The organism is Acinetobacter sp. ANC 4216, assembly GCF_004331195.1.
GTDB classification, from domain to species: domain Bacteria; phylum Pseudomonadota; class Gammaproteobacteria; order Pseudomonadales; family Moraxellaceae; genus Acinetobacter; species Acinetobacter kookii.
This window is the reverse complement of the sequence record NZ_SJOC01000012.1, coordinates 15631-38943: the sequence shown is the minus strand read 5'-3', so window position 1 is coordinate 38943 and position 23313 is coordinate 15631. Positions and strand designations below refer to the sequence as shown.

At 45.1% G+C, this 23313-nt stretch carries 20 protein-coding genes and 2 pseudogenes; 11 read left to right on the top strand and 11 right to left on the bottom strand.

Annotated elements, in window-relative coordinates:
• The first annotated feature begins 75 nt into the window (after positions 1 to 75).
• The 4 genes from guaB (at position 76) to recJ (ending at position 5368) form a co-directional block, all read left to right on the top strand.
• The gene (gene guaB / locus E0H88_RS10975) at positions 76 to 1542 is read left to right on the top strand and encodes an IMP dehydrogenase (RefSeq protein ID WP_092820514.1); all 1467 of its coding nucleotides are present in this window, start codon (positions 76 to 78) and stop codon (positions 1540 to 1542) included.
• Between the two features lie 125 nt (positions 1543 to 1667).
• Positions 1668 to 2999 (top strand): phosphoglucosamine mutase, encoded by a 1332-nt coding sequence (glmM, locus tag E0H88_RS10970; protein ID WP_131274188.1) that lies wholly within the window; start codon positions 1668 to 1670, stop codon positions 2997 to 2999.
• Positions 3000 to 3008: 9 nt separating this feature from the next.
• A complete protein-coding gene (pdxH, locus tag E0H88_RS10965) occupies positions 3009 to 3665 on the top strand; it encodes a pyridoxamine 5'-phosphate oxidase (RefSeq protein WP_131274187.1) in 657 nt (218 codons plus the stop codon).
• Positions 3665 to 5368: a single-stranded-DNA-specific exonuclease RecJ gene (gene recJ, locus E0H88_RS10960; RefSeq protein ID WP_131274251.1), complete on the top strand. Its 1704-nt coding sequence runs from the start codon at positions 3665 to 3667 to the stop codon at positions 5366 to 5368. Before pdxH ends, recJ begins: the two co-directional genes overlap by 1 nt.
• A 44-nt stretch (positions 5369 to 5412) precedes the next feature.
• On the opposite strand, the gene E0H88_RS10955 is transcribed toward recJ, so the two are convergent.
• Both E0H88_RS10955 and E0H88_RS10950 read right to left on the bottom strand, forming a co-directional pair.
• On the bottom strand, positions 5413 to 6168 hold the full coding sequence (locus tag E0H88_RS10955; RefSeq protein ID WP_131274186.1) for a putative porin: 756 nt from the start codon (positions 6166 to 6168) through the stop codon (positions 5413 to 5415).
• A gap of 178 nt (positions 6169 to 6346) precedes the next feature.
• On the bottom strand, positions 6347 to 7135 hold the full coding sequence (locus E0H88_RS10950; protein WP_131274185.1) for a putative porin: 789 nt from the start codon (positions 7133 to 7135) through the stop codon (positions 6347 to 6349).
• Between the two features lie 420 nt (positions 7136 to 7555).
• Here E0H88_RS10950 and prfB point away from each other — a divergent pair.
• From prfB to E0H88_RS10925, 5 genes are all read left to right on the top strand, one after another.
• Positions 7556 to 8651, top strand: a protein-coding gene (gene prfB, locus E0H88_RS10945) for a peptide chain release factor 2 (RefSeq protein ID WP_131274184.1) whose coding sequence is annotated in 2 segments (ribosomal slippage) — positions 7556 to 7627 and positions 7629 to 8651 — 1095 coding nt in all. Because the reading frame shifts where the segments join, the coding sequence is not laid out codon by codon here.
• A gap of 232 nt (positions 8652 to 8883) precedes the next feature.
• Complete coding sequence (locus tag E0H88_RS10940; RefSeq protein ID WP_131274183.1) at positions 8884 to 9186, top strand: ArsR/SmtB family transcription factor; 303 nt, start codon at positions 8884 to 8886, stop codon at positions 9184 to 9186.
• Between the two features lie 39 nt (positions 9187 to 9225).
• Complete coding sequence (locus tag E0H88_RS10935; RefSeq protein ID WP_131274182.1) at positions 9226 to 10302, top strand: alkene reductase; 1077 nt, start codon at positions 9226 to 9228, stop codon at positions 10300 to 10302.
• A gap of 110 nt (positions 10303 to 10412) precedes the next feature.
• Positions 10413 to 11693, top strand: coding sequence for a 3-deoxy-D-manno-octulosonic acid transferase (locus tag E0H88_RS10930; RefSeq protein WP_131274181.1), 1281 nt, complete (start codon positions 10413 to 10415; stop codon positions 11691 to 11693).
• 203 nt (positions 11694 to 11896) lie between these two features.
• Positions 11897 to 12610 (top strand): 16S rRNA (uracil(1498)-N(3))-methyltransferase, encoded by a 714-nt coding sequence (locus E0H88_RS10925; RefSeq protein WP_131274180.1) that lies wholly within the window; start codon positions 11897 to 11899, stop codon positions 12608 to 12610.
• Here E0H88_RS10925 and E0H88_RS10920 read toward each other — a convergent pair.
• Both E0H88_RS10920 and E0H88_RS10915 read right to left on the bottom strand, forming a co-directional pair.
• Positions 12593 to 13570 (bottom strand): mechanosensitive ion channel family protein, encoded by a 978-nt coding sequence (locus E0H88_RS10920; protein WP_131274179.1) that lies wholly within the window; start codon positions 13568 to 13570, stop codon positions 12593 to 12595. The two genes, E0H88_RS10925 and E0H88_RS10920, sit on opposite strands and share 18 nt — an antisense overlap.
• Before the next feature lie 110 nt (positions 13571 to 13680).
• Entirely contained in the window at positions 13681 to 14262 is a 582-nt protein-coding gene (locus tag E0H88_RS10915; protein ID WP_092820490.1) for a DUF805 domain-containing protein, read from the bottom strand.
• Between the two features lie 296 nt (positions 14263 to 14558).
• Between E0H88_RS10915 and acs the strand changes: the two genes are divergently transcribed.
• Complete coding sequence (gene acs, locus E0H88_RS10910) at positions 14559 to 16502, top strand: acetate--CoA ligase (RefSeq protein ID WP_131274178.1); 1944 nt, start codon at positions 14559 to 14561, stop codon at positions 16500 to 16502.
• Between the two features lie 131 nt (positions 16503 to 16633).
• Complete coding sequence (locus E0H88_RS10905; RefSeq protein ID WP_131274177.1) at positions 16634 to 17815, top strand: acyl-CoA dehydrogenase family protein; 1182 nt, start codon at positions 16634 to 16636, stop codon at positions 17813 to 17815.
• A 162-nt stretch (positions 17816 to 17977) separates the two neighbouring features.
• Here the strand turns inward: E0H88_RS10905 and E0H88_RS10900 are convergent, their stop codons facing one another.
• The 7 genes and pseudogenes from E0H88_RS10900 to E0H88_RS10875 form a co-directional block, all read right to left on the bottom strand.
• Positions 17978 to 18238 (bottom strand): hypothetical protein, encoded by a 261-nt coding sequence (locus tag E0H88_RS10900; protein WP_131274176.1) that lies wholly within the window; start codon positions 18236 to 18238, stop codon positions 17978 to 17980.
• 136 nt (positions 18239 to 18374) lie between these two features.
• Positions 18375 to 18815 (bottom strand): SRPBCC domain-containing protein, encoded by a 441-nt coding sequence (locus E0H88_RS10895; RefSeq protein ID WP_131274175.1) that lies wholly within the window; start codon positions 18813 to 18815, stop codon positions 18375 to 18377.
• A 53-nt stretch (positions 18816 to 18868) separates the two neighbouring features.
• Entirely contained in the window at positions 18869 to 19027 is a 159-nt protein-coding gene (locus tag E0H88_RS16285) for an HAD family hydrolase (RefSeq protein WP_353682167.1), read from the bottom strand.
• Between the two features lie 9 nt (positions 19028 to 19036).
• Positions 19037 to 19530: pseudogene (locus E0H88_RS10890) on the bottom strand (HAD hydrolase-like protein); the annotation flags it as partial.
• A 184-nt stretch (positions 19531 to 19714) separates the two neighbouring features.
• Positions 19715 to 20743, bottom strand: a complete 1029-nt coding sequence (locus E0H88_RS10885; protein WP_131274174.1) for a MerR family transcriptional regulator — start codon at positions 20741 to 20743, stop codon at positions 19715 to 19717.
• Between the two features lie 509 nt (positions 20744 to 21252).
• Positions 21253 to 22668 carry a PQQ-dependent sugar dehydrogenase gene (locus tag E0H88_RS10880; protein WP_131274173.1) on the bottom strand — a complete coding sequence of 472 codons (1416 nt, stop codon included), beginning with the start codon at positions 22666 to 22668 and terminating at the stop codon, positions 21253 to 21255.
• 235 nt (positions 22669 to 22903) lie between these two features.
• A pseudogene (locus E0H88_RS10875) lies at positions 22904 to 23233 on the bottom strand (dimethylsulfone monooxygenase SfnG); the annotation flags it as partial.
• Positions 23234 to 23313: the final 80 nt, after the last annotated feature.

Here is a 23313-nt window from a genome sequence, read left to right as displayed (position 1 = left end):
GCTGTTTGAAATTAGCATGAATAAAACTGTTTTTTTTGTTTATAATAGCGCACGGAAATTACCAGTGAGACTGTTATGTTGACCATCGTTCAAGAAGCTCTAACCTTCGATGATGTCTTATTACTCCCTGCCTACTCAACTGTTCTCCCAAAAGATGTCTCCTTAAAGACACGCCTCACTCGTGGCATTAACCTGAATATTCCTCTTGTGTCAGCCGCTATGGATACGGTGACTGAATCCCGTATGGCGATTGCGATGGCACAAAATGGCGGTATCGGTATCTTGCACAAAAACATGGATATCGCTGCGCAAGCTGCAGAAGTACGCCGTGTGAAAAAATTTGAAGCAGGTATGGTGAAAGATCCTATCACCGTAACGCCGGAAACAACGGTTCGTGAACTGATTGCAATTACCCAAGCCAACAACATCAGTGGTGTGCCTGTTGTTAAAGATGGCAAAGTAGTCGGTATTGTGACAGGTCGTGACACGCGTTTCGAAACCAACCTGGAACAACCTGTCAGCAACATCATGACCGGTCAAGACCGTCTGGTGACTGTTCGCGAAAACGAATCCAAAGAAAATATCCAGGCCCTTCTGCAAAAAAACCGTATTGAAAAAGTACTGGTTGTGGGTGACAACAACGAACTGAAAGGTTTGATTACGGTCACTGATTTCCGTAAAGCGGAACTTTATCCAAACAGCTGTAAAGATGACCTGGGCCGTCTACGTGTGGGTGCGGCAGTCGGTACTGGCGCAGAAACACCAAGCCGTGTTGAAGCACTGGTGGAAGCGGGTGTAGACGCCATTGTTGTTGATACTGCGCATGGTCACTCTGCTGGCGTGATTGAACGCGTACGTTGGGTAAAAGCCAACTATCCGCAAGTTCAGGTGATTGGCGGTAACATTGCCACTGGTGATGCGGCGCTTGCCCTTCTTGATGCAGGTGCGGATGCGGTGAAAGTGGGTATTGGTCCGGGTTCGATCTGTACCACGCGTATTGTTGCCGGTATCGGTATGCCGCAAATCTCTGCGATCGACAGTGTTGCCAATGCATTGAAAGACCAGATTCCTTTAATTGCTGACGGTGGTATCCGCTTCTCTGGCGATATGGCGAAGGCAATTGGCGCCGGAGCAAGCACCATCATGGTTGGTTCATTGATGGCCGGTACTGAAGAAGCACCGGGTGAGGTTGAATTCTTCCAGGGCCGTTATTACAAGGCTTACCGTGGTATGGGTTCATTGGGCGCAATGGCGGGTGCAACAGGTTCTGCTGACCGTTATTTCCAAGACTCTAAAGCCGGTCAGGAAAAACTCGTACCGGAAGGTATTGAAGGCCGCGTACCTTATAAAGGTCCTATGGGCAATATCGTTCATCAAATGATGGGCGGCCTGCGTTCTTCTATGGGCTATACCGGTTCTGCGACTGTGAATGATCTTCGTCAAAATGCCAAGTTTGTGAAAATTACCGCAGCAGGTATGTCTGAATCGCACGTACATGACGTGACCATTACCAAAGAAGCACCGAACTACCGTGTTGGTTAATTTTTAGTAATCAAAGTCAGGAAAAGCCGTCATTTATATGACGGCTTTTTTGATTTTGGTGTAAAGTAATTAGGACTAAAATTGGATGATAAATCCCATCTACATGTATAAGAAGTGAGCAAAGAATGAGTTATTTTGGAACAGATGGAATTCGTGGAAAGTTTGGGGAACTTCCGATTACACCTGAATTTGCCCTGAAATTGGGTTTTGCTGCAGGTAAAGTTTTAAAACAATTCAGTAATAAGAAAAAACCGATTGTTGTGTTGGGTAAAGATACGCGTTTATCGGGCTATATTTTAGAATCTGCATTACAGGCGGGCTTAAATGCGGCGGGTGTATATGTGCATTTGCTTGGTCCTTTACCGACACCTGCCATTGCCCATTTAACCCGTGCTTTACACGCCAGCTTGGGCATTGTGATCTCGGCTTCGCACAATCCTTATTTTGATAATGGTATCAAGTTCTTCTCTAGCGAAGGCAAGAAACTGCCGGATGAATTACAGGATGCGATCAATAAAGAGCTTGAAAACGAACTTAAAATTGAAGATACCGCAAACCTGGGTAAAAGTGTGCGGGTGAAAGATGCCAATGGCCGTTACATTGAATTCTGTAAATCGACTTTCCCTTACCATTTTGACCTGAGTAACCTGAAAATTGTGGTGGACTGTGCCAATGGCGCTGCCTATAACGTGGGACCCTCGGTGTTTAAGGAACTGGGCGCCAAAGTTGTAGCGCTTTATAACGAACCGGATGGCTTAAACATCAATCAGGACTGTGGTTCAACCCATCCGGAAAACCTGCAAAAGGCCGTGCTTGAACATCAGGCGGATGTGGGGATTGCCTTTGATGGCGATGCAGACCGCGTGATTATGGTGGATAAAAACGGTCAGCAAATTACTGGTGACCATATCCTGTACATTTTGGCCACTCAGGGCAAGCACAAGCCGGCGGGCATTGTCGGTACGGTCATGAGCAATATGGCACTTGAATTGGCTTTGGAAAAAGCCCAGGTTCCATTTGTCCGTGCCAGCGTGGGTGACCGTTATGTGCTACAAGCCCTGGATGAAAATGGCTGGGCTATTGGTGGTGAACCATCAGGACATATTCTGACGCTGGATAAAAGTACCACAGGCGATGCGATTATAGCTGCCTTGCAGGTATTGACTGTCATGGTCGAACAGAAGAAAGCCTTACATGAACTGGTTGAAGGTTTCCATTTATTGCCAAATGTCTTGGTAAATGTACGTTTGCAACAAATGTTTGACCCGTATGCTGTGCCTGCATTGGTGGCTGAATTTGATCGGGCTGCAGCACAATTAAAAGGCCGTGGTCGTTTACTGATTCGTAAGTCAGGAACGGAACCGGTCATTCGGGTCATGGTTGAAGGTGACAATCTTCAGGAAGTCACCGATTTGGCCAATCATCTTGCAGACAGTGTACGTTCTAACGCAGCTTAAGGGGACAATATGAATGATCTGATTAAGGACTTAAGCGAACTGCGCTTGAGTTACCAAAAAGGGGAATTGCATGAAACTCAGGTGGTTGAAAACCCGCATGAGCAATTCTTGAACTGGTTTAACCATGCCTTAGAAGCAAAACTGCATGAACCCTATGCCATGTCGCTAGCAACTGCGAGTGCACAAGGCCGTCCGCATGTGCGTACCCTATTATTACGGGGCGCGACTGAAGCAGGCTATGATTTTTATACCAATTACGACAGTCAAAAAGGCCTGGATCTGGCAGACAATCCCTATGCCGAACTGCTGTTCTATTGGCCTGAGCAAGAACGCCAGATTCGTGTCGGTGGCCGCGTTGAAAAAATCTCGTTAGAGGAATCAACCGATTATTATCATAAACGCCCGCGTGACAGCCAGATTGCAGCGCATATCAGTACGCCGCAAAGCGGTGTGATTGCCAGTCGTGAGGAACTGCAAACCCGTTTTCAGGCTTTGCAAGACCAGGTAGCGGAAAAAGCGGAATTGGCAAAACCTGAATTCTGGGGCGGCTATCGCCTGCAACCGGATTATTATGAATTTTGGCAAGGTCGTCCAAACCGTTTACATGACCGCTTGTGTTATGAAAGAATCGACGGTAAGTGGAAATTACAACGACTCATGCCTTAATGCCAAAAACACTGATTCAGCAAAGACCGTTTATTACACGCCCTGAAAACTTTCAGGGCGTGTCGCCGTTTATTGCGCAAATTTTAGCGCGCCGCGGTGTGCGATCGGAACAAGAACTTGAACTGAAATTAAAGCATCTTTTAGCGCCAAGCATGAAGGGTCTGCAGCAAGCGATTCAGCTGATGGACTTAGCCATTGATCAGCAAAAGAAAATCGTGGTTGTCGGCGATTATGATGCTGATGGTGCCACCAGCACCGCATTGATGATTTTAGCCTTGCGGGATATGGGCGCGAATGTCGCTTATCTGGTGCCGGACCGTTTTAAATATGGCTATGGTTTAACACCGGCCATTGCCGATTTGGCTTTTAGCACTTTCCAGCCAGATGTGCTGATTACAGTAGATAATGGCATTTCCAGTCATGCCGGGGTGGAACAGGCGCAGGCACATGGCATGCAGGTGATTATTACCGATCACCACCTGACCACCAAAGAAACCCCTAAAGCGGAAGCCGTGGTCAATCCGAACCAGTTGGGTTGTGAATTTCCCAGCAAGGCTTTGGCCGGGGTGGGTGTGGCGTTTTACCTACTCGCCAATTTGTCCAGTTATCGCAGCCAATTAGGCAAATCGACCTCAAAAGTGGCTCAATATCTGGATCTGGTGGCTTTAGGCACTTATGCCGATGTGGCCAGCCTGGATTATAACAACCGGATTCTGGTCGATGCCGGGGTCAAGCGCATACGGCAAAATCAGTGCCGTGCCGGGATTAGTGCCTTACTGGATATTGCCGGACGTGATCCAGCCTCCTTAAAGGCGCAAGATCTGGGTTTTGTGCTAGGTCCGCGTATCAATGCAGCCGGACGCATGGAAACCATGGATATAGGTATTGAATGTCTGCTGGCTGCCGATCTGCAAAGCGCTTATCCCTTGGCACAACAGTTAAATCAGTTAAACACTGAGCGCCGTCAGGTCGAGACCCAAATGAAGCAGGAAGCTTTGTCTGAACTCACTCAGCTGGAACTGGATCAAGAACATTTACCAGCTGCGCTCATTTTGTTTGAGCCGCATTGGCATCAGGGCGTGATTGGGATTGTGGCCGGCCGCTTAAAAGAACAGTTTCATCGCCCCAGTATTGTTTTTGCCGCAGATGAAGATGGCATACATATTAAAGGCTCCGCCCGCTCTATAGATGGCGTGCATATACGTGATGCAATTGAAATGATTGCCGAGCAGCATCCCCATTTGGTCAGCCATTTTGGCGGACATGCCGCCGCTGCCGGTTTGACCATTCAGAAACAGCATTTTGATGAATTTAAGCAGGCCTTTGAAGCTTTAATCTCAAATATGGATGAGTCCCTGTTTCATGCCACTTTATGGACCGATGGTGAATTACCCACAGAAAATTTTCACATTGAAACCGTCGATTTTCTGCAAAATTTAACCCCTTGGGGACAAAAATTCCCATCGCCGATTTTTGAGGGAGTATTCAAGGTTCTGGATTATCGCTGGCTGAAAGAAATGCATTTAAAGCTGCGTCTGGCTTTGCAAAATGGTCAGATTGTAGAAGCCATCGCCTTTAATGCGCGAAACAAGTTTGAATTTGATGCCATGCAAGACCATGTACGGTTGGTCTATGAAATTGATAAAAATGAATTTAATGGCAATGTCAGTTTACAGCTGCGCGTGATTCATCTGGAACAGTAAAAAAAACCGCTCGGTTGAGCGGTTTTTGTTGATCACTTTAAAAATCAGAAGCGATATGCACCACGGACCGCAAAGACATTGCCAGCATCGGCAAAGTGAATAGAACCTTCTAGGCTAACTTGTTGATTCAGGAATTTTTTTGTGCGAATGCTAAATACGTCGCTATCTTTTACATCGCTGTCCGCAAAACCGAGACCTAGGCTGAAGGTATTATCCAGATACACGTCGGTGCCTAAAGTATAGGCATCAAGATCGCCAAAATTTGCGCCTGCTTCAAAATTCATATCGTACTGACCGACCCGAGTCACATATTTGGCACGTACAGTGGGGTCAATACCATCATCTATATAATTGTCATAGCCGGCAAGGCCAGCGGCAAGCAATAAGCCTGGTACCGGTAAATAGCCTAATTCTGCTGAATAAAGCGTGGTATCAAAATCCTCAAAACCTTCAGTTTCTTCACTCATCTGCCCCAGATTTCCGCTGATATAGAAATCGGAATTTGGAACAAAGTATTCAATGCCGGCATTCAAGGTCGTATTTTCATAGCCGTCATAATCTACATAAGAAAGGCTGGCATTCAGATTACTGGTACGGTTTAAGAATGCAGCTTCATTGTAGGGATCATTTTTAAGGCGTACTGAATCAAAGTAGTAAGTCCCATCCACGCCAAAACCGGTAGACGTATCCCCATTATCTGGATCTATAATTGCAATTGTGCCTCCCAGTTCAGCCTGATAAGCATGAGCAGTTCCCAAACTGGCAAGTAACGCTGTAGCGAGAGCAATTTTTTTAAGCATTTAGAGTTTCCCCTGGTGATTAAAGCTATTTAATATCATTTTATTTTATAGTTGTAACAAATTGTATGTTAAATATTCGCACAGTCAATCTGCATTTTCTATTTAAATCCTTTATTTAAGGACAAAAAAATGGCCCATCCGAAGATGAGCCATTTGATGAAAAGGGATTAAGGCGTGCTTAGAAGCGGTATTTAGCAGCTACACCAAATGAGTTGTAGTCGTTGTTACCGACTTCACCGAAACCAACTCGACCTTCAAGGCTGACTTGTTGGTTAAAGAATTTACGCGCATTAACGCCAAATTCATTTTGATCAGTTAAGTCGTTGTTGTAGTAATCCGCACCAACACTTAATGATTTGTCAATGAAGTAATCTGCAGCAAGATTGAACTCGTCTAGATCACCAAATGATGCACCTGCTTCAAGGTTGATGTCTTTACCATTACTAAGCTGAGTCACGTATTTGGCACGAAGAGTTGGATCTACACCATCGTCATTGTCGTTGTCATACCCTTTTACACCAGCGGCGATTAACAAGCCTGGTGCTGGAAGGTAGCCGACTTCAGCAGAATAATAAGTGGTATCGAAGTCATATTTTTGACCCAATACATCACGGTATTCAGTATTGTTACGGCTTACATCACCACCGAGATAAAAATCCGAGTTTGGAACGTAGACTTCGGCACCGATACCATACGTGTTGTCATCTACATCACCACGATCAGCAAATGTTGCGTGTGCATTAACGTTGCTGGCACGGTCAAGGAATGCTGCTTCTGCAAGTGGCGCATTACGAGTTTGAACGGGGTTAAAGTAATAAGTACCATCTACACCGAAAGCACTACCTGAACTGCCGTTATCTGGATCAATATAAGATGCTGCTGCACCGACTTCGGCCTGGTAGGCATTGGCTGTACCTGTGACTGCTAGAGCAGAAAGAAGTGCTGAAGCAATGGCTAATTTTTTCATGGATACTACCCCTCAAATTTCGGTTAAAAATAATACATTTTTTGTTACAACTTTTAGTCTAGACCAAAACAAAAACAGGTCAATCCATTGAAAGTTACAGAAATGTTTCTAAGGTAATATTGTGTAATTAATATTAAATAAATATTTGAAAATTATAAAAATATTTAAATGTTTTATTTTATTAAAATTGTGGAGTTTTTATGGATTTATACGGTTTTTAAATAAAAAACCAAGTATTTTGTAACATAAAAATGATTTGAATCTTAAAAATGCTCTCTCAAATAAGGGTTTTGGATGAGCTGTTTTTTATTCACTATTTGCTCAATTGTTATTGAATTAAAGTGCTTTAAAACTCCCTCTATGCTCTGTGCTATAATTGACGGCTATTTAAGCCTAATATTCTGATTGAGAGTAATTCACGTGGAAATTAATCCTTATCTAAACCAATTAAAAGACTTAAACGACCGTGGTCTGACATTACGGGGGTATCTTTGACTACGATCTGAAAAAAGAGCGTTTAGAAGAGGTTCTGCGTGAACTGGAAGATCCGGCGATCTGGAATGACCAAAGCCGTGCCCAAGCCATGGCCAAAGAAAAAGGCGAGCTTGAGAATGTACTGAATGTACTGGATGGCTTAGCCACTCAGCTTGAAGATGCCCAAGCCATGCTTGACCTTGCTGTAGAAGCAGACGAAGAAGCCATGCTTGAGGATGTGCAGGCTGAACTTGATGTTGCAGAAGCGGAACTGGCAAAACTTGAGTTCCGCCGTATGTTCAGTAACCCGATGGACCCGAATCCATGTTATGTGGAAATTCAGGCCGGTTCAGGTGGTACGGAAGCACAGGACTGGGCTTCAATGCTGCTTCGTATGTACTTGCGCTGGATTGAACGTCATGGCTTTAAAGCTGAAGTGATGGAAGAATCTGACGGTGATGTAGCCGGAATTAAGTCGGCGACCATTCGCGTAGAAGGCGAGTATGCCTATGGCTGGCTGCGTACCGAATCCGGTGTACACCGTTTAGTGCGTAAATCGCCATTTGACTCGGGTAACCGTCGTCATACCTCATTCTCTGCGGTGTTTGTATCTCCTGAGATTGACGACAATATCGAGATTGAGATTAATCCGGCAGACGTGCGTACCGATACTTATCGTGCATCGGGTGCCGGTGGTCAGCACATTAACAAAACCGACTCTGCGGTGCGTTTAACCCATGCACCAACCGGTATTGTGGTAGCGTGCCAGAACCAGCGTTCACAACATGCCAACCGTGACCATGCCTGGAAACAGTTACGTGCCAAACTCTATGAGTTAGAGATGAGCAAGCGTAATGAAGCGGCTCAGGCCCTTGAAGACTCGAAGTCGGATATTGGCTGGGGTAGCCAGATTCGTTCATATGTACTGGATGACTCACGTATTAAAGACTTGCGTACCGGTGTGGAAAATTCCAACACAGGTGCGGTATTGGATGGTGATCTGGATAAATTTATTGAAGCCAGCTTGAAACAGGGTCTATAAGTTTATTGCATGAAAAAGCAGAGGTGGGTCCTCTGCTTTTTTAGCTTTAGCATTTGTCGATCGGCAGGATGAATGCCCCTGACCAGTCAATGCTAGAATGATCTGGATTTGGATAAAATGACAGCAATTTACAAAATGACTCATAATATCGAAAATTTTCGATATTAATATCGCATAAATTCGATATAATGATTCTAGGTAAGGTGCTGATCATGAACATGAGTGAAATGAGATGGACACAGAAGCGATTTATAAAGCCTTAGCCAACCCGATTCGACGCCAGATTCTGCAATGTTTAAAAGAACCTGAGCGTTTCATTTCCACAGAAGAATGTGGGGATGATTTTAGTCGTGGCGTATGTGCAGGGCATATCGAAAAAATCGCGGATATTTCCCAATCAACCATGTCCAATCATTTATCAGTGTTGCAACAGGCAGGACTGATTCAAGTGACCAAATATGGGCAATGGTCTTATTTTTCTCGTAATGAAGCACTGATTCAGGAATTTTTACAACATTTACAGCATGGGCTTTAGACTCGAATTGGTCTAAGCCAGCTGTAAGAGGATGGCTTGATGACAGATTTTTCCACCCCAATTCAATTTGGTGAGCTCAAACTTAAAAACCGTGTGGTGATGGCACCATTGACGCGTAGCCGTGCTACAGCCGACCGTGTTCCGACTGCCATGATGGCGGAATACTATGCACAGCGTGCCAGCGCAGGTTTAATCATCTCTGAAGCAACCGTGATTTCAGAAGAAGCCAACGGTTATGAGAACACCCCGGGCTTATTTACTGAAGCACAGGTTGAAGGCTGGAAACAGGTCACCGATGCCGTGCATGCCAAAGACGGTTTGATCGTGGCGCAGTTGTGGCATGTGGGACGTGTCTCCCATCCTGATCTGTTAAAGGGTGAAACACCGGTTTCAGCCAGTGCTGTGAAGCAAGCCGGTTATGTCAGCCTGCTGCGTCCAAAACGTGAGTATGTGGTGCCACGTCCACTGGAAATTTCAGAAATTCATGCCATTACCGAACAATATAAACAGGCTGCCATCAAAGCCAAAGCGGCCGGTTTTGATGGCGTTGAACTACATGCAGCCAACGGTTATTTAATTGATCAGTTCCTGCAAAGCAAAACCAATCTGCGTGAAGATGAATACGGAGGTTCAGTTGAAAACCGTGCCCGCTTCTTATTAGAAGTGGTGGATGCGCTGATTGAAGTGTGGGGTGCAGGTCGTGTCGGTGTACATCTGGCACCGCGTGGTGATGAGCATGATATGGGCGATGCCAATCCTTTGGAAACCTTTGGTTATGTCATGCAAGAATTGGGTAAACGTCAAATTGCCTTCTTCTTTACCCGTGAATATCTGGCCGAAGACAGCATCAGTCTGGACATGAAAGCGCGTTCAAATGGGGTGCCGTATATTGCCAATATGCGTTTAAGCCGTGAAGATGCGCTTGAACTGTTGGCCTCTGGCAAGGCGGAAGCGGTGTCTTTTGGTAAGGCTTATATTGCCAATCCTGACCTGTTTGAGCGTTTGCTGGACGATGAGCCGCTGAATGAATTGAAGCTGGAAAACATGATTGGAACCGATGTGGCAGAAGGCTATATCGACTATCCATTCCTGAATAAACAGCTTGCTGAAAGTTAAGCAGCTACGTCCATAAAACAGAATAAATGATGTCACAGAGCAGAATTCATTAACATGTGAAGGCTGCTCTGTTATATTTTGCCGATTGAACATGATTTGAGGCAACTTGTTTGGCTACTCCTTTTTGGTACAACGCGGCACTTACTCTAATTAAGCCATTGTATAAATGGCAGATTAAAAAACGTGCGCTGAATACGGAGCAATTGCAACAAGAATGTCTTGAGCGCTTTGGTCCATTTCAACAGCCGAAAAACCTGCATGCGATCTGGTTTCATGTGGTGTCGGTGGGAGAAACCAATGCGGCACAGCCTTTAATTGAACATTACCTCAAACTCGGCCATCCGGTACTGGTCACCAATACCACCAAGACGGGACAGGCTCGGGCCAAATCCCTTTTTTTAAAAGCACCTTATGAACATTTGTTTCAGGCGGTGTATTTACCTGCCGATCAGAAGAAATTAGTCCAGACGTTTTATCAAAAATATCAGCCGAAAGTCCTGGCTTTGGTCGAAACTGAAATCTGGCCGAATTTAATTGGCCAGGCACAGCAATTTAAAGTGCCATGTTTACTGATTAATGCCCGGCTTTCGGAAAAATCGGCCAAAGGCTATGCCAAGGTTCAAGGGCTGACCCAAGGCATGCTGATGGGGCTGGAACGTATGCTGGCTCAGGACCAGGCCACTTTAGACCGCTACCGCAATTTAGGCATGCCAGCGGATAAAAGTCAGGTACTCGGCAGCATTAAATTTGATATTCATGCGCCACATAGCTTTATTCAGCAAGCGCAGCAATTGCAGCAGGACTGGCATTTATCGGCACGTAAAATCATCACTCTTGCCAGCACGCATGCCCCTGAAGAACAAAAACTGTTAACGGCTCTAAAGCCCTATCTGGAAAAACATCCAGAACTGCTGGTCATTGTGGTGCCACGTCATCCGGAACGCTTTGATGAGGTTTTTAAAACCACACAAATTTTAAATCTCTCAACACAGCGTCGTAGTCTAGGACAAAAAATAGAAACTGATACGCAAGTCTATTTAGCCGATTCGATGGGGGAAATGTGGCTGTGGTATGCCCTGAGTCAAGTCTGCTTTGTGGGTGGTTCGCTGAATGAACCGGGCGGCGGGCATAATATTCTGGAGCCGATTGCCTTAAATGTGCCGACAGTTTTGGGTAACAATTATTTTAACTTTCAGACTATTGTGGATGAATTTATCGCGGTGGGTGGCGTAAAAGTCATGGACGATGCCGGGCAGGCAGCAAAGGTATTAATTGAACTTTTGACCGATCTAGATAAAGCTGCCAGATTAAACATTGCGGCGCAGCAGATCATGCTTAAAAATGCAGGGTCTTTAGCCAAACATATTGCGGTGATTGATCAGTATATTTAAATATTTCAAATGCACGATACGGCCTCATTTTGACAGAAAAGTTTAAATGTTGATTCGTAGGCAATCTCTACTTTTGAGGGATCAAAAGTAGCAAAAATCCTTTGCTGATCTGATACAGCATCCATGCTGTACAGATCAGCGGGCGACATCCCTGTCGCCTTCCGCGTATCCTAATATGTTGAATGATTCTTTAGCAGAAGATTATGAATATTGTCCTCCTTGACCCACGCCAAACTGAATCTGAATACTGGTCCATTAGCAGCAAACGTCAGTTAGAGCATCTACAGCAACATCTGGAGATTACTGTAGGTGACACGCTTAAAGTGGGTATTCGTGAGGGGAAACGTTACCTGACCGAAATTGTGGAAGTGACGGAACAGGCGATAAAATTAAAACCGCTCAAAGAAGAAAATGTACCGGTTAAGCTTCCCGTGACTTTGATTGTTGCCATGCCACGTCCGAAAGTGCTACGCCGTTTAATTATGGATAGCGTAACTTTAGGGGTAGAAAAAATGATTTTGCTGCATAGCTATCGCGTGGATAAGAGTTACTGGCAAACCCCATTTCTACAGCAGCTGGATCATTATGTAACCTTAGGTCTGGAACAGGCAGGGGATACGGTTGCACCGCAAATTGAAATCCATAAACGCTTTAAACCTTTTGTTGAAGATGTGCTGCCCGGCTTAATCACAGCAGAACGTCCTGCCTATGTGGCCCATCCTTATGTGGAGCAACCCATGCCTTTTGCGATTGATCATCCCTGCACAATCGTGATTGGCCCAGAGGGCGGTTTTATCCCTTATGAAATTGATTTACTCATAAAAAACGGCTGCCAGGCGTTAAGCCTAGGCAACCGTATTATTCGGACCGAAACGGTAATTCCCTACGTATTGGGCCGTTTATTTAGCACGTGCTGATTCAGAGACTTCTGTCGTGTCATTGCCACGATAGATTTTGACTTCCTGAACCGGATAGGGAATTGAAATCTCGTGTTCAGCAAAGGCTTTAATCACGCGTTCCTGAACTTCGCTGATTGAACCTGCAGTGGTGGTTTCCGTGGTATCGACCCACCAACGTACATTCAGGTTAATCGAGAAGTCGGCAAGCGCATTGACGTTCACTGCAAATGCAGGCTGGCTCAAAATGGTCGGGTCTTTATCTAGAATGCTTAAGATAATGCTCTTGGCTTTTTGCACATCATCTTCATAGCCAATTCCGACCACAAATTCACAACGGCGGCGTTGATAGGCCGTGTTGACGGTTACGGCACTGGTATACACCGTCGCATTGGGAATCACGATGCGTCGACCATCGGGGGAGCGTAAGTAGGTTGCACGAATCTGGATATCCTCAACCGTTCCTTCCATGCCCGAAACAATAATGTCATCGCCAATTTTAAACGGTTCGCCCAGCAGGATTAAAATGCCAGAGAGCAGGTTCTGGAAAATGTCCTTGAATGCAAAACCGATGGCCACCGAACCGATCCCCAGGGCGCTCATTAGCTGACCCGGGGTAAAACCTGGAATGGCAATAACCATGGCAATTAAAAAGCCAATGAAGATGATGGCAGAACTGCCGACACGGTTCAGCACCAGGACCAGGTTCTGCTTGGTATAACTACGGTCCGCAAGCGCTTTACGGACAAAGAACTTAAACAGTTTTGACAGCAAATAGAAAATGGTAAACACCACCAACGCGATACACAAATAAGGCAGGCGTTCCCAAAAGGCATCGACAAATTTGTCGATGGTGGAATAGGCATCATTGTATTTTGCCGTATGTTCAATGACAGTTTGCGCTGTCTTTTCTGTTGCTTCATGCAAAAGTTGAGACGTGTCTTGAGTTACTTCATTCAAGGCGTTTTGTTTTTCAGCCACAAGTGTTCCGGATGATGATCAGTGGGCGCTATTTTGCCTGAAACTGAACAAAAATTTAACCAACCGTACATCGTATTCACTGCCGTTTTGTCAAAAATTGTCAGTCGGCTTTAGAAATACTGGGTGCCTTTTTGAATGACCTGTGGCGGTACTTCCAGTTCGCCGGTACCGAACATATAAGACACCATGCTGCCTGAAGCCAAGAAACTCAGTACCGTGATGATGATCATCAACCAGGCCAATATTTTTTCCCAGACCGGCGTTTCACGCGGCAATCCATAGGTGTTGATGCCTTTGGTCCCGGCACCCAACAGCAAATACAGCCCCATAAAAATATTCACCAGTGGCAGTAAAAACAGCAGGATCAGCCAGCCGCTACGGTTCAGGTCATGCAGGCGGCGTACCGTAATCACGATCAGAAAATATAGATAAAGCACCAGAATGACCACAAAACCCAGTCCGGCGATTCCTGTCAGGGTATTGACGAACTGATTGTCCATGGACAAGGTATGCATATTAAAAATGCCCAGTGCCAGACTGAAGGCAAGGGTGGCAAAGAAAGCAATCAGATGCACAAACCCATACCAGCCAATTGAACTCAGACGACCGAAACGACCTTCCGGAGAAAGCGGATTATCTGCCTTGGCCGGTTGGGATCGGGAAAAAAATGGGGAGGCATCTTGCGGTTTCATACGCTTTTTCCGGTTAAAATAAAAATAAGAAAATGATGAATTCTGCAAAGTTAGAACACTATCTTCTGCTTAAATTATAAGATTAAATAAACAGATCAGATACGAATAAAACCATATTTTTTGTTGAATACGATAAGGGGTATGTGTTTTAAATTGTATAAATAAACTACGACCAAAGCATGATTGAAGCGGTTGAAAAATAATCGTCATACTGTAGATATGCAGTCAATAAATAAAGCAATAACAACGCGGCATAGCATCTCGTGATGAGATGAATAAGATCAAGGAAGTAAACAATGAATGAGATCTATCCTGTACCAGAAGAATTTAAAAAAACCGCTCGCACCAATGAGTCTGAATATTTCGAGCGTTATCAGAAATCCATCACGCAGCCTGATGAATATTGGGCTGAACAGGCCAACAAGCTGGACTGGATCAAACCTTTTACCCAGGTCAAAAATACCAGTTTCGACAAGGACAATTTTAAGATTGAATGGTTCGCTGATGGGCAGCTGAACCTCAGTGCCAACTGTCTGGACCGTCATCTCAAGGAACATCCGTATAAACCGGCCATTATCTGGGAAGGCGATCACCCGTCCCGTCACAAGATTATTTCCTTTAACGAACTTTATGATGAAACCTGCCGCTTTGCCAATGTGCTGAAAAAGAACGGGATTAAAAAAGGCGACCGGGTGGTGCTGTATATGCCGATGGTTTCGGAAGCTGCGATTGCAATGCTGGCCTGCGCCCGGATTGGCGCGGTGCATTGTGTGGTGTTTGGCGGTTTTTCTCCCGATTCACTGGCCAGCCGGATTGAGGACAGCCAGGCCAAAATGGTGATTACTGCCGATTCCGGCATGCGCGGCGGCAAGCCGATTCTGCTCAAAGCCAACGTAGATGAAGCCTTGAAAATTGCCGGAACTGAATCGGTTGAACATGTGATTGTGGTACACCGTACCGGCAACCCGATTGAAATGCAGCCCGGGCGTGATCTGTGGTATCACATGGAAATCATGTCGGTGAATGAAATCTGCCCGCCTGAACCGATGAATGCTGAAGATCCGTTATTCATTCTGTATACCTCGGGTTCGACCGGCAAGCCGAAAGGGGTGTTGCATACGACCGGTGGCTATCTGACTTATGTGAATTCCACTTTCCGAGAAGTGTTCGATATCAAGCAGGATGATGTGTTCTGGTGTACTGCAGACGTGGGCTGGATTACCGGACATTCCTATGTGATCTATGGCCCGCTTTCCAATGGCACCACCACGGTGATGTTTGAAGGCGTGCCGCAATATCCAACCTGGGCGCGTACCGGTCATATTGTCGACAAGCACAATGTTTCCATTCTCTATACGGCACCCACAGCCATTCGTGCCATGATGCGCGAAGGCGATGCCTTTGTTCGGGAAAGTGACCGCAGCAGCTTGCGTCTGATCGGTTCGGTGGGTGAGCCGATTAACCCGGAAGCCTGGAACTGGTATTACACGGTGGTTGGTGAAAGCCGCTGTCCAATTGTTGATACCTGGTGGCAAACCGAGACCGGCGGAATCCTGATTTCACCTTTGCCGGGTGCAACTGATTTAAAACCGGGTTCTGCAACCCGACCATTGTTTGGCATACAACCGGCGATTGTCGATGCTGAAGGTAAGGAGCTTGAAGGGGAAGCCGAAGGCAACCTGATCATCAAGGATTCCTGGCCGGGTCAGATGCGTACCATCTGGGGTGATCCTGAGCGTTTTATTGAAGCCTATTTCTCGACTTATCCGGGAAGCTATTTTACCGGAGATGGTGCTCGCCGTGACAAGGATGGCTATTACTGGATTACCGGACGTGTCGATGACGTGCTGAATGTTTCCGGACATCGTTTAGGTACGGCAGAAGTGGAAAGTGCTCTGGTAGCGCATGAGCATGTGGCTGAAGCGGCCGTGGTTGGTATGCCGCATGATATTAAGGGACAAGGCATCTGTGCATTCGTGACCTTACAGGCAAATTTTGAGGAATCCGAAGAACTACGTAATGAACTGATCAACTGGGTACGTAAGGTGTTGGGCCCTGTGGCTACACCGGACGCCTTGCATTGGGCACCGGCTTTACCGAAAACCCGTTCAGGGAAAATCATGCGCCGTATTTTAAGAAAAATTGCCGCCAATGAACTGGACACTTTGGGGGATACCTCAACCCTGGCCGATCCGCAAGTGGTGGACAACCTGATCGCGACGGTCTATCCCGAAAAATAAGTGATTGATCAAAATACCGTCTGCATGTTCAGGCGGTATTTTTATTTTATGCATAAGCACTGCAGGCATTCAGATAAAACATGAAAACATCATCTGCTAAGCTAAAAATACAGCAATAATCAGATCATATTATGAATGCTTCATCCCCGCTTTTAATCTCAAATCCATTACACATTGCCGGGCAACTTGCTGAACAGTTTGCAACCACGGCTGCAGAACGCGACAAGCAGGGCGGTAACCCAAAACAGGAGCGTGATTTAATCCGTCAAAGTGGCTTGCTGGGACTTGCCATTCCAACCCAATATGGCGGTCAGGGCGCGGACTGGAAAACGGTATTTCAGACCATTCAGGTCGTTGCCCAGGTCGACAGTTCTCTGGCGCATGTGTATGGTTTTCATCATTTGCTGATTGCGACGGTGCAACTGTTTTCCCAGCCTGAACAGTATGGAAAATGGTTTGAGCAAACTGCACAAGAAAACCTGTTTTGGGGCAATACCTTAAATCCCTTAGACCGACGGACCACCGCAACCCAAGTGTCTGAAAATGAATATTTATTTCAGGGTGACAAAAGCTTCTGTTCAGGTTCGATCGATTCCGATGTGTTGCTCTGCTCAGGCTATAACGAGGAAGGTAAATTGCTGATAGGCGTGATTCCGACAGCCCGAGAAGGGGTGAGTTTTTTAGGTGACTGGAACAATATGGGGCAACGCCAGACCGACAGCGGTACCAGTCATTTCGAACAGGTTAAAATTCAAAAAGATGAATTATTGCTCAATCCGGGACCACTGAGTACGCCGTATTCGAGTTTACGTCCGCTGATTGCGCAACTGATTTTTGTGCATCTGTTTCTAGGCGTGGCAGAAGGTGCTTTTGAAATCGCCAGACAAACCGTGCAAAACCAAAAAGCCTGGTCCAAATCTTTGGTGGAAAATGCCGTGAATGATCCGTTTACGCAAAAGCACTTTGCCGAATTTTATGTGCAGCTGGAAGGCGTGCGTTTACTGGCAGCTAAAGCGGTAGAGACACTACAGAAGGCTTGGGATATTGGTGCAGACCTAACAGCTGAACAGCGTGGTGAAGTGTCCATTGCCATTGCGACTGCCAAAATTGCGGCGACCAATACCTCGCTGTATATCACACAGAATATTTTTCAGGTGATGGGTGCACGGGCCACCACAGCCCAATTAAATCTGGACCGTTTCTGGCGCAATGTGCGTACTCAAACTTTGCATGACCCGGTGGATTATAAATATCAGGAAATTGGGGAGTGGGTGTTAACAGCTAAAGTGCCTGATCCGAGTTTTTATTCGTGATTTGAATATTCAAAAAGCCTCCTACAGGAGGCTTTTTCTTTCAGGTTCTAAAAATAAATTAAAAAGCCCCATTCATAAAGATTAGATTGTTTTGATGTGATCTAAATTTATGATTTATAAATTTAAATTTTTATAAGATGTATTATGTTAATTTTAGAAGTATTAATAAATGTCTTGGAGGATAACTACCATTAAATTTTTTAAATCTTCCCCTTTTTTATTATTAGCATTGTCATATGCAAGATCTGAAAGACGTAGCACACCTAAATGACTTCTTATAACTGTGATGCCCATATTTTCATGATTAGTAATTGTATAATCGAAAAGACAATCTTTTTCCCTCAACAGATTTAAACAGTCTTTTATTGAATCAGCTTTATTACATAGTGACTCTGCTAAATTCAAGGCTCTACTTTCTTCCATACACCATTCCTAAAAAATGAAAATACGCTTAAGTTTAAACGTTTTAAATTCATAAAAATCATCAAAAAATTTTCAACAAGGAACAGAAATTTCTTTAAGATAAATTTCACTTCTCTATTTTTGATGTGCTACAACTTCATTCATGTGATTCTACCCGCAATTTGAGAGCCTGATTCATATAGTCAAAGTCATGTTTTATCGATTTCAACTTGCTACGCATCATGGGTACAAGCAAGCCACTAAACGTTTCAGAGTGTACAAGACTGGTGCGACCATCCTTTTGGGAATAAAGTTCAAAACGATGCTGGCCATCTAGAAGACCGGGTATCAAAAAGTGACCTAGCCAGCTTAAAGATTGGGCATGTTTAACTTCCAATAGTGTCGGCTTAAACTGCATTGCTTTCTGTTTAGTCGGATGAATACTAATCTGTAATTTTTGACCTGCGTTTAACTTTCCTTCAATTTTACGGATAAAAGGGTTCCAACTCTGGTACAGTTTGAAGTCAGTCAATACCTGCCAGACTTGTTCGGGAGTCGCATGAATATCGATATGTGTCGTTATTTTTAAAGAAAGCATAGTTTACCTCTAGTATAGAGTCTGATGATTTTTTGCTGATAAGCGTAATTCAGTTAGGCTGTTTTTTCGCTGCTCACGAGCCTTTTTAGGGCAGCCACATTTTCAAATGTCTCTTCAGGAGACAGTGTTTTTAAAATTTTTTCAGTACTGTATCCCCAGGAAACTGCACCGAATGCGATTCCTACTGATTTGGCAGCTTCGCAGTCGGTGATCTGGTCGCCAATATAGATCGTTTCCGAAGATTGGCATCCTGCTTTTTTAGAAGCTGTCTTAGTCTGGAGGCTTTTCCAAAAAAAGATGCACCGCATTCAAAGTAACTAAAATGTCGACAGCTTGAACCAAGAACACGGGTTACATTTTCGTATCCATTTGAAGAAACCAAACCCAGGATCACGCCATTTTCGCTTAGGTGGGCAAGCATTTCCTCGATATTCTCGAATAGGGGAATTTTTGAAAGGTCCTCCTGCATGAGTTTTATAAAGCTCTGCGCAATAGCGGGTAGTTTCCATACCGGTACTTCTAGTGTTTTCATTAGCTCTCGGGGACCAAGTTCTCTCAAAGATTCAACTTCATCTAACTGAATTTTCCTGAAAGCGTGTTTCCCAGCCAGATGATTTATGGTTGAAACAAAGAATGGAAATGAATCTGCTAATGTTCCATCAAAATCGAAAATGACCAGCTTGTAGGCTACGGCTGGATAAGTTTTTCCTATCATGATTTATTTTTATTTCCTTATTATTAAACCACTTGTCTATTAACTCAATTGTTTATTAAATGATATCTAATAGCTACGTCATTAAATGACGTAGCTATACTCTTTTGATGCTTTACTAGGGTAGAGGCAAAGCTTGCCATAACACTTTAAACTTCTTTATAAAGCACCGATTTAACTAGATGCCCTAGGCACAACCCATCAACGCCGCTACGGCTTTTTCAAGAAAGTGCAAGGTGGCAGGTTTGAGCCAGGTCCCCTCGGCAAGAGTCGGTTCATTTTGCATTGCTTTTCGAATCTTCTCATGGGTAACCGGATTTTTGCCCGCATAGCCTTGTAACATGGATAGCCATTGCTGTGCCAAACGCTTTGCCTGTTCACTATCAGGTGCAATCCCTGCATGAAGGGCCTTTTCCAGTTCAATCAATAGCTGAGGCCAGTTTTTCATCTCACGGGCATAATGTTGCTTCATAAAGGCGAATTCCTGCTCGGATAAATAGCGTGAAAAAACGTTTAATTTGCTTTCAGCAAATGCTTCTAGTAGAAACTCAACCACTTCAGGACTCACACCTAACTTTTCCTGGAATGTTGGTTCAGCTGAATGCATCGTATTCAGTTTAGCCAGCCATTCAGGATTGGCAGCGGTGTTATGTTCGAGAGTTTGCATCCAGCGTGAAGCGAGGTTTCGGGCGGTTTCACTGCTAGAAGACTCACCGGTCTTGAAGAGTGCATTTGCTTCGCGGACGAGCACTTCCCATTCTTTTTGTGCTTTGCTGTCTGCTTGTAAAAAAGTCAGATCTGCAAGTTCTTCTTTTGTAAAATACTGTTCGTACATAGACATAAGCTCCAGTGTTTTTAACCAATCGTCCAGTTGCAGTTCTTCACCATTCATTAGTTGTTCTTTGAGATTGCTCAGCCGATAGCGCAGTTGTGTCTGCTTGATGATCATCTGATCAATTGCCTGAATCTGCCGATCAATTAAGGGGGCGAGTGCAAGGTCTGGACCGTTAAGAACCGCGCCGATTTCTGCCAGTGTCATTCCAAGTCCTCGCAATGCCTGAATCTGGTGCAAGCGAGTAATATCTTTACGACTGTAAAGCCGGTAACCGGCTTCGGAGCGGGCCGAAGGCCGAAGCAAACCAATATCGTCATAGTGATGAAGGGTGCGAATAGTTAACCCCGTTCGCTTGGCCAATTCACCGAATTGTAACAACATCTTTGGACTCCTTTCTTCCTTAGGCGTGTTTTATGCTAGAGGCTGACGTTACGTAAGGGTCAAGCCCTTCAGCTAACGAAAAATATTTTTTGAATGAAATTGATAAAAATTTATCGAAAAATGATGTATCAACTTTGGTTTTAAAATGTTTTTCATCTCTTATTCAATAAGGTTTTACCAATCATTTGTTTGAAAATATTCAGTTTTGCGATTTTTTTCGATTATTCAACAGTTACTGTTCCAGAAAAATCCATCCATTTTACGCATAAAAATTGGCCGGCTCTGTAAGCTTTGGCGCACATCAATTTAAGGATTTTGCGGATGGGCACATCCGGATTTTTTTCCTATGATGAATTCATGCAGGAACAGGACGTTCCGGAACATAAAACAACAATAAAACGTTCAGACACCAGGATCGTGAAGCAAGACAGGAGTCATGCTTAACTACCCCATACGAAAAAGCCCGACAGGATGTCGGGCTTTTTTTATGTCATTTTATTTGGCCATGACTACTGGGCTGCTTTTTCTGAATCAGGTTGTGAACTCACAGGCTGTTGACTCGCAGAAGCAGGGCTAATCGTTTTATTGATTGGCCGGTTATCCATCATGGTACCGATGGGCGATACGCGCCAAATCATGTTGCCTACATCATCGGCGACCAATATTGCTCCCGAACGATCAACCGCCACCCCAACAGGCCGTCCCTGGGCTTCACCTTGATCATTTAAAAAGCCAGTGAGTACATCTTGTGGCTGACCCGAAGGTTGGCCATTTTGAAAGGGCACAAAAATAACCTTATAGCCGCTATGCGGTTTACGGTTCCATGAGCCATGCTGACCAATCAGCGCACCACTGCGATACTGCGGCATCAATTGAGCCGTATAAAATGTCAGGCCTAAGGAAGCCGTATGGTTACCCAAAGCATAATCGGGTTTAATGGCACGTGCGACCAGCTCGGGGTTTTGAGGTTTCACCCGTGTGTCCACATGTTGCCCATAATAGCTATAGGGCCAGCCATAAAAAGCGCCATCCTGGACTGAGGTCAGGTAATCGGGTACCAGGTCATTGCCAATTTCATCCCGCTCATTCACCACTGTCCAGAGCATGCCACTCTGCGGTTGCCAGTCCATCCCATTCGGGTTGCGTAACCCTGTCGCAAAGGGGCGTGCTTTGCCGCTGGCAATATCAAACTCCATAATCAGTGCGCGGCCAGCTTCCTGGTCCAGGCCATTTTCAGCCACGTTACTGTTTGAACCCACGGTAATATAGAGTTTGCTGCCCGCAAAATTGGCAATGACGTTTTTGGTCCAATGATGATTGAGCGGGCCGCCGGGTAAATCCAGAACTTTGCTGCCGCCTGCGGTAATTTGAGTTGCATTTTTTTGATAAGGAAAGCGCATTAAGGCGTCCGTATTGGCCACGTACAGCGTATTGCCGACCAGCGCCATGCCAAAGGGGGAATTCAGATTTTGCAGGAACACGGTTTTTTGCTCTGCCACCCCATCGCCATTGCTGTCACGCAGCAGGCGAATGCGGTTGGCACTCGGATGCGATGACCCGGCACGCTTCATCAGCAGTTTCATGATTTTGCTCCTAAAACCTTTACTGTCATCCGGTTTGGGCGGTGCATCGGTTTCAGCCACCAGCACATCGCCATTCGGCAACACATACAGCCAGCGTGGATGTTCCAGTTCTTTGGCAAAGGCCTGAACTTTCAAACCTGGAGCCGGGGTGGGCATGGTGCCGGCAGGCCAGCCTTTGGCCGGGGCAATATTGACTGTAGGAAACAGACTGGATTTGGGTTCAGGCAGATGCGGCTGAGGACCATAACTGTCTGTAATGGGAGACCTGGATGGTGAGGCACATCCGGTGAATGCCAATACAATGGCAGCGCCCGCAAGGGACAGTAAAAATTGAGCAGACATCTTTATTTCCAGCTTATTTTTTGCCGCTATCGGCTTACTTTAAAATTTTGTTGAAGCAGCCACCATGCGGTTCTTGTTTTTTCTGGTTGACGATTGGTTATTGCGTTCGGTTTGAGTAAAGCTAGCTCTGCTGCATAATTAAAAAAATCCCCCAAGCCGAGCCTTGAGGGAAAGATGGAGAAGCCATTTGATTATTATGATTTGAGTTCGTGTACGGTCTGTTTGCTTACCGAGATTAAGCAGACTTAGAGGTGAAAACAGCGAGTTGCTGCGCTTCCAGTTCACGAACCAATGGCAACACTTTTTGTCCAAAATATTCAACTTCTTCAATAAAATGTAAGAAGCCGGACAAAATCAGATCCACACCGACTGCTTTCAGTTCAACAATACGTTCCGCAATTTGCTGCGGTGTACCAATTAAATTGGTTTTAAAACCATCGTTGTACTGCACCAGATCTTCAAAGGTCGATTTAGTCCAGTTACCTTCACCCTCGAATGTTGCAGCACCTGCTTCACGGGTGGCATTCCCAAAAAATTTTACGGCCTGCACATTGGCTTTGGCCACAAACCACCGCTGACCTTTGGTACCCAATAAGAAAACAGGATGTTTTTATCTTGTACTGACATTCTGTGTACCCTCAGGAT